Raw genomic sequence first — 14,814 nt, 5'->3', positions numbered from 1 at the left:
CTTCTCCGACCGGCCGAGGGCGTCGCGCCGGCCGGGCGGTCGGGAGGTGCCGCGGTTTTTCTTGACCACCGCGGGGCCGCGGCCCGCGGGAGCATGCGGGCCGGACCACCGCGGGAGTGGGAAGAGCAGGATGAAGGCCACATCGTGGCCGGGGCTGCGGATGGTTACGGTGGCAGGATGAACCCGCTGTCTGTGGCGTATTCGCCGTGTCCGAACGACACGTTCGTCTTTCATGCGCTGGCCCACGGTCTGGTAGCGGACGCACCGCCGCTCGAGGTGACGTTCGCGGACGTGGACGTGACGAACACCGCGGCGGAGCGTGGCGATTTCGACCTGGTCAAGGTGTCGTATGCGGCGCTGCCGTGGCTCCTCGACACCTATGAGTTGCTGCCGTGCGGCGGGGCGCTCGGCCGTGGGTGCGGGCCGCTGCTGCTGGTGAACGACGACCGGGCGGACCTGACCGGCGCGACAGTGGCGGTGCCGGGTGACCGGACGACGGCCTACCTGCTGTTCCGGCTCTGGGCCGGTGAGCGGCAGCCGGCGAAGGTGGAGGTCGTGCCGTTCCACGAGATCATGCCGGGGGTGGCCGCGGGGCGGTGGGACGCGGGCCTGGTGATCCACGAGGCGCGGTTCACGTATCAGAACCACGGGCTGCGGTCGCTTGTCGACCTGGGTGAGTGGTGGGAGTCGGACACCGGGCTGCCCATTCCGCTCGGCGCGATCCTGGCGCGGCGCGGGACCGTCGATCCGGTGGCGGCGACCGCGTGGATCCGGGAGTCGGTGCGGCAGGCGTGGGCCGATCCGGCGGCCAGCCACGACTATGTGATGGCGCACGCGCAGGAGATGGATCCGGCGGTGGCGCAGCAGCACATCGGGCTGTACGTCAACGAGTTCACCGCGGATCTGGGCGACGAGGGTTACGAGGCGATCAACGCGCTGCTCGGGCGGGCCGCGGCGGCGGGGTTCACGCCGAGCGTGCCGACGCTCACGGCGCCCTGATCGCTCGAAGCGCCGGGGCGCGTGGAGCCGCACCGCACGACACTGAGGCATGAGAAAGGGCCCCCACGACGGGGGCCCTTTCCATGTGGAACAGGGTCAGATCTCCAGCTCGCGGGCGACCGCGTGCACGACCTGGGCGACCTTCTGCGCGCTCCGCTTGTCCGGGAAGCGGCCGCGGCGCAGGTCCGGCTGGATCTTCGCCTCCAGCACCTTGATCATGTCTTCGATGAGGCCGTGCAGCTCCTCGGCGGGGCGGCGCCGCAACTGGGCGACGGAGGGCGGGGCCTCGAGCAGTGTGACGCCCATCGCCTGGGCGCCCTTGCGACTGTCAACGACACCGAACTCGATCTTCTGCCCACCCTGGAGCTCGGTGACGCCAGCGGGGAGCGCGCCCTTGGGCAGGAACACATCGCCGCCTTCATCACTTGTGACGAAGCCGTAGCCCTTCTGCGCGTCGTACCACTTCACTCGACCCGTAGGCACCGCGGACCTCAACTCCGTTGGACAACGGGCGGCCGTGTGCCGCCCTGTGCCCACAAGGCTACTGACCGCACGGTTACGGACCAACCGCAATCCCGGCCGCCCCGCTGTCACTCAACGGTCGAGATGATCGGCCAACCAGCCGGGGAATTCCGCGAGTCCGGTGAGCACAGTGACCGCTCCGGCCGCGGTCAGCTCGTCCGGCGCGCACGGGCCGGTGGCGACCGCGACGCCGGGCACGCCGGCCGTGGTCGCCGCCACCATGTCGGCGGTGTGGTCGCCCACGTAGACGCGCACGCCGTGCTCGATCAGGGCGGTCGCCTTGCCCTCGGCGAACAGGTCGCCGGCGATCTCGTCGACCGGCAGGCCGAGGTGCTCGACGTGCAGCCGGGCCAGTCGGCCGAGCTTGGATGTGACCACTACCACACGTCCGCCCCGGGCGCGCACCGCGTGCAGCGCGTCGAGCGCGCCGGGCATCGGCAGGCTCGGGGTGACCGCGTGGTCGGGGTAGAGCGCGCGGAACGTGGTGACCGCGTCCTCGACCGCGTCCGGCGGGAACCAGTTGGCCAGCTCGGTGCGCAGCGGCGGGCCGAGCCGGCTGACCGCGAGGTCGGCGTCGACCGGGACGCCCGTGCGCGCGGACAGCTCCCGGTAGTTCGCCGCGATGCCGGGCCGGGAGTCGATGAGCGTCATGTCCAGGTCGAAGCCGACCGCGAGCACCTCAGTGCCCGGAGTCGCTGCGGTGGTACGTGAGGCGCTCGACCGGCAGCGGGAGCGTCTGGTCGTCACCGAACGGAGAGTTCGCACCCGGGCGGTCGGAGGCGAACTCGGACACCGCGAGGTGCCCGGGCTTAACCTCCTTGGAACGCACCTTCTCCTGAGGCTGCTCATTCGCCGGCCGCTGTGCCATGTGCTGCTCCTCCGCCTGTCGATATGGCCCGCGAAGATGTTCCCACCGAGGGCCTCGTCCGGGGATCATCGTCCCATGGATCTCCTGCGCCGGGCGCGGCCGGATAGCGTTGAAGGACGATGACCACCTCACTCGCGGATCACCTGCGCTCCCGTACGGACGAAGAGCTGAGCGACCTGCTGCGCCGCCGTCCGGATCTCACCGTGCCCGTTCCCGTCGACGTGTCCGCGCTTGCCGCCCGCGCGCAGTCCCGCGTGTCCACGGCCCGGGCGCTGGAAGGTCTCACCCAGTTCACGCTGCTCATCCTGGACGCGGCGCGGCTGACCCGGGACGCGGACGGGCGTACCTCGGCCGCCGCGATCCTGGCGATGGCTCCGGACCTGCCCGAGGTTCCGGGCGCGCTGGCCGAGCTGCGCGCGTTGTTCCTGCTCTACGGCCCGGACGACGCGCTGGAGCTGACGCCCGCGCTTGACGACGTGTCCTCGCCGTACCCGGCGGGTCTGGGTCACCCGGCCGCGGAGCTGAACCCGCGTACCGAGGCGCTCTGTGCGGACCCGGCGAAGCTGCGGCGGGCCGTGCTGGCCGCGTCGCCGTCCGCCCGCGCGGTGCTTGACCGGCTGGCCGAGGGCCCGCCGGTGGGTACGGTGTCCGCGGCCGCGCTGGCCGGTGTGACGCCGGGCTCCGCGATCGGCATTCCGGACACGGACCTGGACGACGAGGGTACGGACGAGCCGGGTGGCCCGGTCCGCCGTCTGGTGGAGCAGGGACTGCTGGTGCCGGTGTCCGCGGAGACCGTGGAGCTGCCCCGGGAGATCGGCCTGCTGCTGCGGCGGGACACCGGCCCGCTCGGCGTGCTGCGCGCCCGGCCTCCGGCGATCACGCCGATCGGCCGCGATCTCAAGGCGGCGGATTCCGCGGGCGCGGGTCAGGCGATGGAGACGGTACGCCGCGTGGAGGCGCTGCTTGACGCGGTCGCGGCCGAGCCGCCGGCCGTGCTGCGCGCCGGTGGCCTGGGCGTGCGGGAGATCCGTCGACTGGCCAAGTCGGCAGCAGTGGACGAGGGCACGTCGATCCTGCTGCTGGAGGTGGCGTACGCGGCCGGCCTGCTCGGCGATTCGGAGGCCGCGACCGCGAAGAGCCGCCGGGTGGGTGGCCCGGCCGGTGAGCAGATCTGGCTGCCGACCGTGTCCTACGACCTGTGGCGGGCCATGTCGCTCGCGCAGCGCTGGGCGAACCTGGCCGGCGCCTGGCTGGCCATGCCCCGCCAGGTTATCCAGCCGGGCCAGCGCGACGACCGGGACAAACCGCTCAACGCGCTCTCCCCGGACGGCGATCGCCCGGGCGCGCCCACGAACCGGCGGGTCGTGATGGAGGTGCTTGCCGGTCTGGAGCCGGGCGCGGCGCCGACCGGGGACGAGATCTTGTCGATCATGGTGTGGCGCTCGCCGCGGCGGACCCGGGGCTGGGAGGGTGCGGCGCATCTGGCGCTTGCCGAGGCCGCGGCGCTGGGCGTGACCGGGCTGGGCGCGCTGACCACGTTCGGCCGGCTGCTTGTCGAGGAGGAGACGTCCGCGGCGGCCCGGGACGCGGCGATGGCGGACGACCCGCTGGGCCTGCGCGCGGAGGCGGACCGGGCGCCGGGCGACCCGGAGGCGGTTCGCGCGCTTGACGGCCTGCTGCCCGCGCCGGTCGACCACGTGCTGATCCAGGCGGACCTGTCGGTGGTGGTGCCGGGCCCGCCGGAGCCGGCGCTGGCCGCGGAGCTGGACGCGGTGGCGGACCCGGAGTCGGCGGGCGGTGCGAGCGTCTACCGGCTGACCACCGCGAGCGTGCGGCGGGCGCTTGACGCGGGCTACTCCGCGGACGAGTTGCACACGCTGTTCAAGCGGCGGTCCCGGACGCCGGTGCCGCAGGCGTTGACGTACCTGGTGGACGACGTGGCGCGTAAGCACGGCGGGCTGCGGGTGGGGACCGCCGGGGCCTATCTGCGCAGCGATGACGAGTCGCTGCTGGCCGAGGCGCTGGCGGACAAGCGGCTGGTCCAGTTGGCGCTGCGCCGGCTCGCCCCGACCGTGCTGTGCAGCCCGTACGCGCCCGGGCGTCTGCTGCCCGCGCTGCGCGAGGCCGGGTACGCGCCGGTGCCGGAGGACGCGTCCGGCGCCACAGTGCTGAACCGGCCGAAGTCGAAGCGCGCGGCCGCCCGGGTGCCGCTGGGCAGCGCGCAGGCGTCGGACTCGCTTATCGCGTCCCGGCTGACCCGGCCACGGCTGCTCGGCATCATCGAGCAGATCCGGCGCGGCGATGCGGCAGCCCGTGCGGCCCGGCGGGCGCCGGCGACCGTGCGGGACGGCGACGGGCAGGAGCACACGCTGGCGCTGGCCGTGCTGCAGCAGGCGGTCCGGGACAAGGCGCTGGTCTGGGTCGGCTACGTGGACGCGCACGGCGCCACCGCCACGCGGCTGGTCCGCCCGGTGTCGATCGGCGCGGGCTATCTGCGTGCGGAGGACGAGCGGACCGAGATGTTGCACACGATGGCGCTGCACCGGATCACCGCCGCGGTCCTCCCGTCCTGACCGTCAGCCGCCCCGGACCGAACCGATGATCGAGAGGGTGAGCAGCGCGGTGACGGCGGAGCCGAGCGACTCGCCAATCGACTCCACCAGGCCCTGACGTTCGATGAAGAGGCCGTACAGGAACCAGCCGATCAGCAGCAGGCCGAGCGTGGCGTAGCCCACCACAGTCGCCCTGGACACCCGGGAATCGTCGTCGGAAGGACGCATGCCTACCCCCGCCCGCTAGGTGAGCACCCACATCGAGGGTGACAGCTACGTGACCAACGGGACACGGTGAATTGCCCGCATGCGCTGATCGCGTGACAGACTGGATGGTCGCCTGGAGGGAGTCACGGACGTGCCTGACGGACCACTCATCGTGCAATCGGACAAGACCCTGCTGCTGGAGGTCGATCACAAGGACGCGCAGGCGTGCCGGATCGCCATCGCGCCGTTCGCCGAGCTGGAGCGGTCCCCGGAGCACGTGCACACGTACCGGCTGACCCCGCTCGGCCTGTGGAACGCGCGGGCGGCCGGGCACGACGCGGAGGCGGTGGTGGACGCGCTGATCCGCTTCTCCCGCTACCCAGTACCGCACGCGCTGCTTGTGGACGTGGCCGAGACCATGGACCGGTACGGCCGGCTGCAGCTGATGAACCACCCCCAGCACGGCCTGGTGCTGCACGCGCTGGACCGGATGGTGCTGATCGAGGTCGCGAAGTCGAAGAAGATGGCCGGCATGCTCGGCGAGAAGGTCGACGACGACACCATCGCGGTGCACCCGTCCGAGCGCGGGCGGCTGAAGCAGGCGCTGCTCAAGCTGGGCTGGCCGGCCGAGGACCTCGCCGGGTACGTGGACGGCGAGGCGCACCAGATCGACCTCGCGCAGGACGGCTGGACGCTGCGGTCGTACCAGCGGGAGGCGGTCGACACGTTCTGGGCCGGCGGCTCCGGCGTGGTGGTGCTGCCCTGTGGCGCCGGGAAGACGCTTGTCGGTGCGGCCGCGATGGCGGAGGCGAAGGCGACCACGCTGATCCTGGTGACGAACACGGTCGCCGGCCGGCAGTGGAAGCGGGAGCTGATCGCGCGCACCTCGCTCACCGAGGAGGAGATCGGCGAGTACAGCGGCGAGCGCAAGGAGATCCGGCCGGTCACGATCGCGACGTACCAGGTGCTGACCTCCCGGCGGAACGGCGCGTTCACCCACCTGGACCTGTTCTCCGCGCGCGACTGGGGCCTGGTCGTCTACGACGAGGTGCACCTGCTCCCGGCGCCGATCTTCAGGTTCACCGCGGACCTGCAGGCGCGCCGTCGCCTCGGCCTGACCGCCACGCTGGTGCGCGAGGACGGCCGCGAGGGCGACGTGTTCTCGCTGATCGGCCCGAAGCGGTACGACGCGCCGTGGAAGGACATCGAGGCACAGGGCTGGATCGCACCGGCCGAGTGCATGGAGGTCCGGGTCACGCTCACCGACGCGGAGCGGATGAGTTATGCCACCGCGGAGGCGGAGGAGCGGTACCGGATGGCCGCGACCGCCCGGACCAAGCTGCCGGTGGTGAAGGCGCTGCTGGACCGCCACCCGGACGATCAGAAGCTGGTGATCGGCGGCTACATCGACCAGTTGCACCAGCTCGGCGAGTTCCTTGACGCGCCGATCGTGCAGGGCTCGACCACAAACAAGGAGCGCGAGCGGCTGTTCGACGCGTTCCGGGCCGGCGAGATCTCCACGCTTGTCATCTCGAAGGTCGGCAACTTCTCGATCGACCTCCCGGAGGCGGCGGTGGCGATCCAGGTGTCCGGCACGTTCGGGTCGCGGCAGGAGGAGGCGCAGCGGCTGGGCCGGGTGCTGCGGCCGAAGGCGGACGGGCGGCAGGCGCACTTCTACACGGTGGTGTCCCGGGACACGATCGACACGGAGTACGCGGCGCACCGGCAGCGGTTCCTGGCCGAACAGGGGTACGCGTACACGATCACGGACGCGGACGACATCCTCGGCCCGAAGCTGCCGGAGTTCTAAATCTCTATGACGACCTCGGTGCGGGGCTGCGTGACACAGGCGAGCACGTAGCCCGCATCCCGGTCGGCCCGGCTCAGGCAGTTCGGCTCGGCCGTCCTCACCTCGCCGGCGCGCAGCCGCACCCGGCACTCGCCGCAACTGCCCACCGTGCACGAGTACGGCATGGGCAGCGCCGCCTCCAGGCCGGCGTCGAGCAGCGTCTGCCCGGCGGCGACGGTGACGGTGCCGAGGTCGCCTACCGTCATCTTCTGCGCGACGCCGTCCCCGGCCGCCACCGCGCCGCCGGTGAACGTCTCCTCGTGGCGGCGGCCGGACGGCACCGCGGCCTCGTCGAGCACCTCGCGGATGCCGGCCAGCATGCCGGCCGGGCCGCAGGCGTAGTAGTGCGCGCCGTCGGCAAGCGCTTCCCGGACGGTCTCCCGGTCGAGCCGCCCCCGCCGCCCGGTCCAGGTGGGCCCCGGGCGGGACAGCAGATGCCGCACGGTCAGCCGGCCCGGGTGCTCCCGCGCCAACTCGTCGAGCGCGGCCCGGAAGATGATGTCGGCCTCGGTGCGGTTGCCGTAGAACAGCGTGATCCGGCCGTCGCCGGCGAGCGTGGACCGGATGATGCTCATCATCGGCGTGATGCCGCTGCCGGCCGCAAGCAGCACGAGTTCCGCGGGCGCACCGTCGACGTGGAACGAACCCGACGGGCCGAGGACGCGTAGCTCGTCGCCGGCCCGGACCGCGTCCCGCACGTGGGCGGAGGCGTACCCGTCCGCCGTGCGCTTGACCGTGAGCGTGACGCGCGCCGACCCCGGCGCGGACGACGCCGAGTAGGCCCGGCGCACGGTCCGGCCGCCGATGTCGAGCACAAGCGTGAAGAACTGGCCCGGCAGGAAGTCGAACGGCGTGCCCGCCGGGTCCTCCAGGACCAGCGTGGTCGCGTCGGCGGTCTCGCGGATCACCTCGGCGACCCGGACCGGCCGGCCGGGCGCGGGCGGCGGCTGCCGGTCCGGCTCGTAGCCCTCGCGCTTGAGCTCCCTGCTGAACAGCGCCGCGGTGAGCGGGCGGGTGAAGCGCGGGTACCTGTCGAGCCACCGGGCGACCGCCCGCATGAGCCGGCCCCCGGCGCTCTGCGGCATGTTGCCGGCGAGGTGGACCGTGGCCAGCGCGTTGAGGTCCGGCACGGCTGTCAGGTCGACGTGTCGCGTCCGGTCCCAGGCCTGCGCGGCGCCGACGGCCTCGTTCGTCCGCACGATCGCTTCGGAGACGGTGAACACGACGGCCGCGTGCGGGACCTGCGCCCCGATCGCCATCGTCGCCAGCAGGCCCGGATCGTCGGTGATCTCGGCACGGCCGCTGAGGTGCAGCGCCTCCAGACGGCCTGGCACCAGCGCGACAATCGACAGCCGGTCGTCGGTGAGGAGATTGTGGAACGTGTCGGCCCGCTTGTTGCCGCGCCGGTCCGGCATCACAAGCGTCCGGCCGTCGAGGACCCGGAGGAAACCCGGGTTGTCGCCGCGCGGGCTGGTGTCGCTGCCGCCGTCCGCGTCCCAGGACGAGACGAACAGGAACGGCGTGGCCGCCAGGAACGCGGCGACCCGGGCCTCGGCAAGCGGCCCGTCCGGGGTGCCGCCGGGGCGGGGCGGTGCGGGGCGGGGCGTCTCCCAGAGTCCGGAGCGCCCGACCGCGCGGGCACAGTGCACGTAGACCTGTTCCAGGTCGACGACGAGCCGGCCGGACGTACCGGCCACGGTGCCGTTGAGCCGCAGCACCTCACGGACGCCGGGCAGCAGGAACACGAACGACACTCCGCTGCCGACCGGCGGGAGCGGGCCGGCGGGCAGCGATATCCGCCGCGGCGACTCCACCTCGGCGAACCCGGGCCGGCCGCCGACGACAGTGGTGTGCGGCCGGCCCTCGGCGTCGAGGTAGCCCAGACCGGCCAGCGGCGCCGCGGCAAGCACGCGCCGGCAGCCCTCGTCGAGCGCGCCGACCTGCTTCCGCATCACCACGTCGACCGGCCTACCGATGATCGATTCGATGCCGGCGACTGTGGAGACTCGATTCATGTCAGCACTCCCGATAGAGTTTCAGCAGCTCAGGAGAGTATTATGAATAATCGCTCAGCTTTCTGACTACTCGCTTTCCGCCGCACCGGGGAGACATCGCATGCCGTCGGCCGACCGCCGCCTCGACCCACGTCGCAAGCCCCGCCAGGTGCGCGCCGAGCTCACCCGCGAGCGCATCCTCGCCGCGGCTGCTCACATTTTCGCGGAGCACGGGTACGCCGCCGGCACCACGAACCGCATCGCCGAGCGCGCCCGGATCTCGATCGGCTCGCTGTACCAGTACTTCCCGAACAAGGACGCGATTCTGGCCGCGCTGCTGGTCCGGCACATCGACCGCGGCACCTGGACCCACCCCGACCAGCTCGACCTCACCCCCGGCAGCCTGCGGAACACGGTCCGGGCGCTGGTCCGCACCGCGATCGACAACCACGACGACGACCCGCAGCTGCTCCGGATCATGATTGAGGAGGTGCCGGTCTCCCGGGACCTGGTCGAGGCGATCGACAGGCACGAGCGGACCCGCGTCGAACAGCTGCGCGACCTGCTCGCCCGGCACCCGGACGTCGGCGTCGGCAATCTCGACGTCGCGGCCGGGCTGATCCTGTTCACCGTGGAGATCAACGTGCACAAGTTGATGGCGAGCCCGCGGACCGTCCCGGTCGAGACCGTGGAGAACGAGCTTGTGGACCTGGTCCACCGCTACCTGGCCGGCACCTCCGGGCCCGGCGACAGCAGCGCCGCCAGCAGGTCACCGTCGGATTCGAGGCGGGCGAGCACCTCGGACGGGGACAGCTGATGCGCGGTCGCCGACCCGATGGCGAACGACTCCACCTCGCCCCAGCTCAGCGGCGCGGACGCGGTCGGCAACGACAGGGCCCGCAGCGAGTACGGCGCGACAGTGGTCTTGAACGCCGCGTTCTGACTCCAGTCGATGAAGATCTTGCCGGGGCGCAGCTGCTTCGCCATCTTCGCCGTGATGCCGCCCGGCACCGTGCGCGCGAGCTCCTCGGCGACGCGCTTCGCGTACCCGCTAATGATCTCTGAATTCTGGGTTCCGGCGACCGGGCAGCACAGCTGCATGCCCTTCTTCCCGGAGGTCTTCGGGTAGCAGGCGATGCCGTCGTCGCCGAGGCGGTCGCGCACAAGCACCGCGACCGCGGCGCACTCGCGCAACCCGGCCGGCTCGCCCGGGTCCAGGTCGACCACAAGCAGGTCCGGGTCGGCGCCGATCCGCCACTGCGGCGTGTGCAGCTCCAGCGAGGCGATGTTGGCGATCCAGACAAGCGTCGGCAGGTCGTCCACTACCACGAAGTCGATCGTCTCTCGGCCGTGCGTGGAGTTCGGCACCGGCAGCGTCTCTGTGCGCACCCAGCCGGGCTTGCCGGACGGCGCGTTCTTCTCGAAGAAACCCTGGCCGGCGACGCCGTTGGGATAGCGGATCCGGGTCAGCGGGCGGCCGCGGAGGTGCGGGAGCAGCGCGGGCGCCACCCGGGTGTAGTAGTCGATCACCTCGGCCTTGGTGAAGCCGGCGGACGGGTAGAGCACCTTGTCGAGGTTGGAGAGTTCCACCTCGCGGCCGTCCACCTCGACAAGCATGCGGCTAGGCATCGTCTGTCACCTCCTCGGGCGATTTATCCGGCCTTAAACGCAAATATCGTGGAAAAAGCAGGCGGCCGTCGAGGGTTCGCTGGCCGTACTTGACCTCGACCACCTGCGTCGGGCGTACCCAGATCGCGCCCCGGGCATCGTCGCGGGTGACCGTGTCGAACGGGCATGCGCCGGACCGCAACGGCTCAAGCACCGCCAGCAGGGACGCCTCCGTGGCCGCGCTGATCCCGCCGCCGACCCGCCCCCGGAAACCGAGCAACCCGTCCGGGCCCGGCACACCTACCAGCAGCCCGCCGATCTTCCGCACCCCCGGCCGCCAGCCGCCGATCACGAAATCGCCCGTCAGATCCATCTTGACCTTGATCCAGTCCGGCGAGCGGGTACCCGGCTGGTAGACCGAGGCGCGCCGCTTGGCCACCACGCCCTCCAGCCGGTTCTCCTCCGCGGCCGACTGGGTGCCGGGCCCGTCCAGGAACCGCGGCGACACGTTCCAGCGCGGCCCGTCGGCAAGCACCGACTCCAGACGGTCACGCCGGTCCTCGTAGGAGAGCCCGGTCAGGTCCACGCCGTCGTGCCGAAGCAGGTCGAACACCAGATAGGTGATCGGCCGGGTCACCGCGAGGCGGGCCGCGCGCACCGGATCGCGCACATGCATCCGCTCCGCGAGCAGCTGAAACGACGGCCGCCCCTCGTGCAGCACCACGATCTCGCCATCCAGCAGCGCGTCGTCGAGCAGCGTGCCGAGCGGCGCCAACTCCGGGTAGGCGACAGTGATGTTCGCGCCGGACCGGGCGGCCAGGCGCAGCGCGCCGCCTGACGCATCCGCGAGCGCGCGGACGCCGTCCCACTTGAACTCGTAAGCCCAGCCGGCGCCGGCGGGCAGCTCGCCCGACGTGGCCAGCATCGGGCGTGGCCCGGCCGCCATTTCAGCAGCCTAGCGCCTCTATCGCCGTGAAGGCCGGGCTGCGGCTCCGACCCCCATGGCAATAAAGGCGCTCGGCCCAAAACCTCGCGGAAGGTCGAGATCAGTGCGATCCTCGTAGTTACCGGGCCAAATGTCGGGCGGGGGTTCCGGCTGGTCAAGGCTAGGGAGCGGACCATGCGGGCTATCTGGAAGGGCGCCGTCTCGTTCGGCCTGGTGTCGATCGCGGTGCGGCTGTTCTCGGCCACCGAGGAAAAGGACATCCGGTTCCACCAGGTCCACCGGGACGACGGCGGCCGGATCAAGTACAAGCGCGTCTGCTCGGTCGACGGCGAAGAGGTCTCCTTCGACGACATCGCCAAGGGCTACGACATCGGCGGCGGCGAGATGGTCGTCCTCACCGACGACGACTTCGCGGAGCTGCCACTCTCCACGTCCCGCGCGATCGAGGTCCTGGAGTTCGTCCCGGCCGACCAGGTCGACGCGATCCTCTACGCCAAGTCCTACTACCTGGAGCCGGACGGCACCGCCACCAAGCCCTACGTACTGCTCCGCGAGGCACTCGGCGACGCGGACCGGGTGGCGATCGTCAAGGTCGCGCTGCGCCAACGGGAACAACTCGCCACCCTGCGCGTCCACGACGACGTACTGCTCCTCAACACCATGCTCTGGCCGGACGAGGTGCGCAAACCCGGCTTCGGCTTCCTCGACGACGACATCGAGATCCGCCCCGCCGAACTCGCCATGGCCTCCTCCCTGATCGACTCGATGGCCGCCGACTTCAACCCGAAGGCCTACAGCGACAACTACCGGGCCGCCCTCCAGGAGGTCATCGACGCGAAGGTCGAGGGCCGCGAGGTGGTCGCCCCCGAGGAGGAAGCGGAAGCCGCCCCCGCCGCCACCGACCTGATGGCCGCCCTCCGCGCCTCAGTCGAACGCGCCCGCGCCGCCCGCGGCGAAGAGACCGGCAAAGACCCGAAGAGCAGCGAGGGTACGAAGAAGGCCGCCCCCGCCGCCGCCGCGAAGAAGACGGCCGCCCGAAAGTCGGCGGAGAAGGCGACCCCGGCCAAGAAGGCTCCAGCGAAGAGGGCCGCCGCAGCAAAGTCCACAGCCGCGAAGAAGACCACCGCAGAAGCCAAGAAGACCACCAACGCCGCCGCGAAGAAGGCCTCCTGACGACGCTTCATGGTCTCCCACAGCACGACCGTTCCGGGACGCCCGTAAGCAGAGTGAGGTCAGCGGGGCCGCACTGCTTGACCTCGGGGCCTTTGAACGGACCGTACCCGATCGGGTACGTCCCCTCGCCGGTTCCTCACGCGCTGTAGCCTGCGAATCAGCGGCAGATTGATGCATGCTGGCTTGCCGCGCTCAGTCGTCAACCGGGGAGGCTGCCGTGCGACGGACTGTGGACATTGACGAGGAATGGCGCGCCCGCTTGCGCAATCTCCGCCAGCAGCGTGGCCTCCCCCTGCGAGACCTCGGCCGGCGAGCGCTTAGCTCCAAGACGCAGATCAGTGATTTCGAGACGGGCAAGGCGTCCCCGACGGAGGAGACGGTGAGGCTGCTGGACGATGCGCTCGGCGCTAGTGGCGAGCTGATTCGACTGGCTCAGACCGTCACAGTCCCTCGCCGCCAGGCCGTGCAGTTGGGACTCGCTGCGATGGCCGGCGGTCTCGCTCCCGGCCCCGCGGCCCACCGCACCGGTCGTGTCGGCCAAGGCGACATCACGCGGCTACGCCGACGCACCGTCCGGCTGCGGCGCCTGGATGATTACGTCGGTGGCGCCGGCACGTACCAGCTGTATCTCGGTGAGGTCGGCGCGACCGAATCCCTGATCGAACATGGCAACTACACCGGTACCACCGGCCAACAGCTGCTGCGCATCCTCGCCGAGCAGGCGCAGCAGGCCGGATGGGCTGCCTTCGACGCGGGCTGGCAGACCGAGGCGGAGCGGCTCTACCGTCTGAGCCTGGCCGCCGCCGAACAGGCGCACGACACGTCGCTGACCGGCAACGCCCTCGCCTTGCTGGCCTACCAACTCCTCGCCCTTCGTCGGCCAGCCACTGAAGTGGCCCGAGCGTCATGCGAGGCGATTGGTGGGGAGACGCCCGCCAGCGTCCGAGCGCTCCTCGTGGAGCGATGTGCCTGGGCCATGGCGGTGGGAGGTGAGTGCGACGCCGCGCTCAGCATGATGGACGACGCAGCGGCGGCGGTCGTCGATGCCGGAGCCGACGAGCCGGATTGGTCGGCCTGGGTAAACGCGACCGAGGTCGAGATCATGCGCGGTCGGTGCTGGTCCGTCCTGCGACGGCCGGTCCGCGCGATCAGCGCGCTGGAGGGCACCCTCTCCGCGATGCCGGACACCGAGGCACGGGACAAGGCCCTCTACATGTCGTGGCTCGCTGACGCATACGTGGACGCCGGCGAACCGGAGCACGCGGAGACGCTCGCGAGTCAGGCGCTCGGGCTTGCCGACGGTGTGGCATCGACACGGCCATGGCTGAGGCTCGCGGCAGTTGCTGATCGCCTCCCTGGAACATCCGGCAAAGGGCTCAAGGCGCAGCTCGCGGCCACTAGGCCTGATGTGCCGTTGTCGCCCGCTGGATCCACGCCACGTACGCCGGAGCTGCGTGCGTGAATGGGAGAGCTGTGACCTCTGGGTTGTCCCACGGGTGTTCATTGACCAGGTGCTCCTCCAGAGCGGCGTAGCCCTCCACAGTTACGCGTAGAAGTACCTGCCACTCTTCGCCGCCTCCCAATTCGCCGAGGTGCCAGAAGACGGTCTCGACCGGGCCGACGATCTGGGCAGACGCCGCGAGTCGCGCTTCCACCGCAGAGCGGGCGAGTGTGCGTGCGTCCTCACCGGTGGGGGCTGCGGTCATGACGAGCAGCGTGTCTGTAGTCACGGACATAGCCTACGAGCCTCGGCCGTGCAGGGAGCGCGGCTGTCCGCCGCATGTCCGGAAACGAGCGGACAGAGACCTGTACGAACCGGACACGTCCCGGACGCCAAACCCCTATTGATCATCGTGGGCGGCGGTAAGGCTATGTATGGCGCGGCAGTTGATTCCTCCACTGAGAAGGTCGCATCCATTCGCCGCGCCCCCGACGGTGCAGCGATGCCGTATTTCCATCTCGGGTCGCCGTACTCCCAGACCGGGTGCGGCGGTAGCTGCGCAGTGCCGCGCTGCTGCCGCGCCCCTGACGAGCAGGGAAGTGCGTGGCGTGATCTGGTACGACGAATGCCAGGCGGGCCGACTCTCGGCGCGGAC

14 protein-coding genes are annotated in these 14,814 nt (G+C 71.2%); 6 read left to right on the top strand and 8 right to left on the bottom strand.

The genetic code is table 11. The features are described from left to right. Positions 1–177: 177 nt before the first annotated feature. Positions 178–999 (top strand): 1,4-dihydroxy-6-naphthoate synthase, encoded by an 822-nt coding sequence (locus ACIA8K_RS08185; protein ID WP_396056285.1) that lies wholly within the window; start codon positions 178–180, stop codon positions 997–999. A gap of 96 nt (positions 1,000–1,095) precedes the next feature. Here ACIA8K_RS08185 and ACIA8K_RS08180 read toward each other — a convergent pair whose 3' ends face one another. The 3 genes from ACIA8K_RS08180 to ACIA8K_RS08170 all read right to left on the bottom strand — a co-directional run bounded on the left by ACIA8K_RS08180 (position 1,096) and on the right by ACIA8K_RS08170 (position 2,389). Next, the gene (locus tag ACIA8K_RS08180) at positions 1,096–1,482 is read right to left on the bottom strand and encodes a cold-shock protein (RefSeq protein WP_396056283.1); all 387 of its coding nucleotides are present in this window, start codon (positions 1,480–1,482) and stop codon (positions 1,096–1,098) included. A gap of 111 nt (positions 1,483–1,593) precedes the next feature. Next, positions 1,594–2,199: an HAD family hydrolase gene (locus ACIA8K_RS08175; RefSeq protein ID WP_396056726.1), complete on the bottom strand. Its 606-nt coding sequence runs from the start codon at positions 2,197–2,199 to the stop codon at positions 1,594–1,596. Between the two features lies 1 nt (position 2,200). Beyond that, entirely contained in the window at positions 2,201–2,389 is a 189-nt protein-coding gene (locus tag ACIA8K_RS08170) for a hypothetical protein (RefSeq protein ID WP_396056282.1), read from the bottom strand. Between the two features lie 119 nt (positions 2,390–2,508). On the opposite strand from ACIA8K_RS08170, the gene ACIA8K_RS08165 reads away from it, so the two are divergent. After that, on the top strand, positions 2,509–4,962 hold the full coding sequence (locus ACIA8K_RS08165; RefSeq protein WP_396056280.1) for a helicase-associated domain-containing protein: 2,454 nt from the start codon (positions 2,509–2,511) through the stop codon (positions 4,960–4,962). A gap of 3 nt (positions 4,963–4,965) precedes the next feature. On the opposite strand, the gene ACIA8K_RS08160 is transcribed toward ACIA8K_RS08165, so the two are convergent. Further along, on the bottom strand, positions 4,966–5,142 hold the full coding sequence (locus ACIA8K_RS08160; RefSeq protein ID WP_396056278.1) for a hypothetical protein: 177 nt from the start codon (positions 5,140–5,142) through the stop codon (positions 4,966–4,968). Positions 5,143–5,299: 157 nt separating this feature from the next. On the opposite strand from ACIA8K_RS08160, the gene ACIA8K_RS08155 reads away from it, so the two are divergent. Next, positions 5,300–6,958 (top strand): DNA repair helicase XPB, encoded by a 1,659-nt coding sequence (locus ACIA8K_RS08155; protein ID WP_396056276.1) that lies wholly within the window; start codon positions 5,300–5,302, stop codon positions 6,956–6,958. Here ACIA8K_RS08155 and ACIA8K_RS08150 read toward each other — a convergent pair. Continuing rightward, a complete protein-coding gene (locus ACIA8K_RS08150; RefSeq protein ID WP_396056274.1) occupies positions 6,955–9,012 on the bottom strand; it encodes a pyridoxamine 5'-phosphate oxidase family protein in 2,058 nt (685 codons plus the stop codon). The genes ACIA8K_RS08155 and ACIA8K_RS08150 overlap by 4 nt on opposite strands. Positions 9,013–9,112: 100 nt before the next feature. Between ACIA8K_RS08150 and ACIA8K_RS08145 the strand changes: the two genes are divergently transcribed. Continuing rightward, the gene (locus ACIA8K_RS08145; protein ID WP_396056272.1) at positions 9,113–9,808 is read left to right on the top strand and encodes a TetR/AcrR family transcriptional regulator; all 696 of its coding nucleotides are present in this window, start codon (positions 9,113–9,115) and stop codon (positions 9,806–9,808) included. On the opposite strand, the gene ligD (ACIA8K_RS08140) is transcribed toward ACIA8K_RS08145, so the two are convergent. Beyond that, on the bottom strand, positions 9,712–10,620 hold the full coding sequence (gene ligD, locus ACIA8K_RS08140; RefSeq protein WP_396056270.1) for a non-homologous end-joining DNA ligase: 909 nt from the start codon (positions 10,618–10,620) through the stop codon (positions 9,712–9,714). The genes ACIA8K_RS08145 and ligD (ACIA8K_RS08140) overlap by 97 nt on opposite strands. Then, positions 10,613–11,545, bottom strand: coding sequence for a non-homologous end-joining DNA ligase (gene ligD, locus ACIA8K_RS08135; protein WP_396056268.1), 933 nt, complete (start codon positions 11,543–11,545; stop codon positions 10,613–10,615). Before ligD (ACIA8K_RS08135) ends, ligD (ACIA8K_RS08140) begins: the two co-directional genes overlap by 8 nt. 174 nt (positions 11,546–11,719) lie before the next feature. Here ligD (ACIA8K_RS08135) and ACIA8K_RS08130 point away from each other — a divergent pair, with 174 nt between their 5' ends. Both ACIA8K_RS08130 and ACIA8K_RS08125 read left to right on the top strand, forming a co-directional pair. Beyond that, positions 11,720–12,718 (top strand): Ku protein, encoded by a 999-nt coding sequence (locus ACIA8K_RS08130; RefSeq protein ID WP_396056266.1) that lies wholly within the window; start codon positions 11,720–11,722, stop codon positions 12,716–12,718. 217 nt (positions 12,719–12,935) lie between these two features. Then, positions 12,936–14,180 (top strand): helix-turn-helix domain-containing protein, encoded by a 1,245-nt coding sequence (locus ACIA8K_RS08125; protein WP_396056264.1) that lies wholly within the window; start codon positions 12,936–12,938, stop codon positions 14,178–14,180. Here ACIA8K_RS08125 and cutA read toward each other — a convergent pair. Further along, a complete protein-coding gene (gene cutA / locus ACIA8K_RS08120; protein ID WP_396056724.1) occupies positions 14,116–14,424 on the bottom strand; it encodes a divalent-cation tolerance protein CutA in 309 nt (102 codons plus the stop codon). The genes ACIA8K_RS08125 and cutA overlap by 65 nt on opposite strands. Positions 14,425–14,814 lie beyond the last annotated feature (390 nt).

The sequence above is a fragment of the Catenuloplanes sp. NPDC051500 genome (assembly GCF_044454585.1).
Taxonomy (GTDB): domain Bacteria; phylum Actinomycetota; class Actinomycetes; order Mycobacteriales; family Micromonosporaceae; genus Catenuloplanes.
The sequence above is the reverse complement of the archived record's forward strand: the minus strand, read 5'-3'. Positions and strand labels throughout refer to the sequence as shown.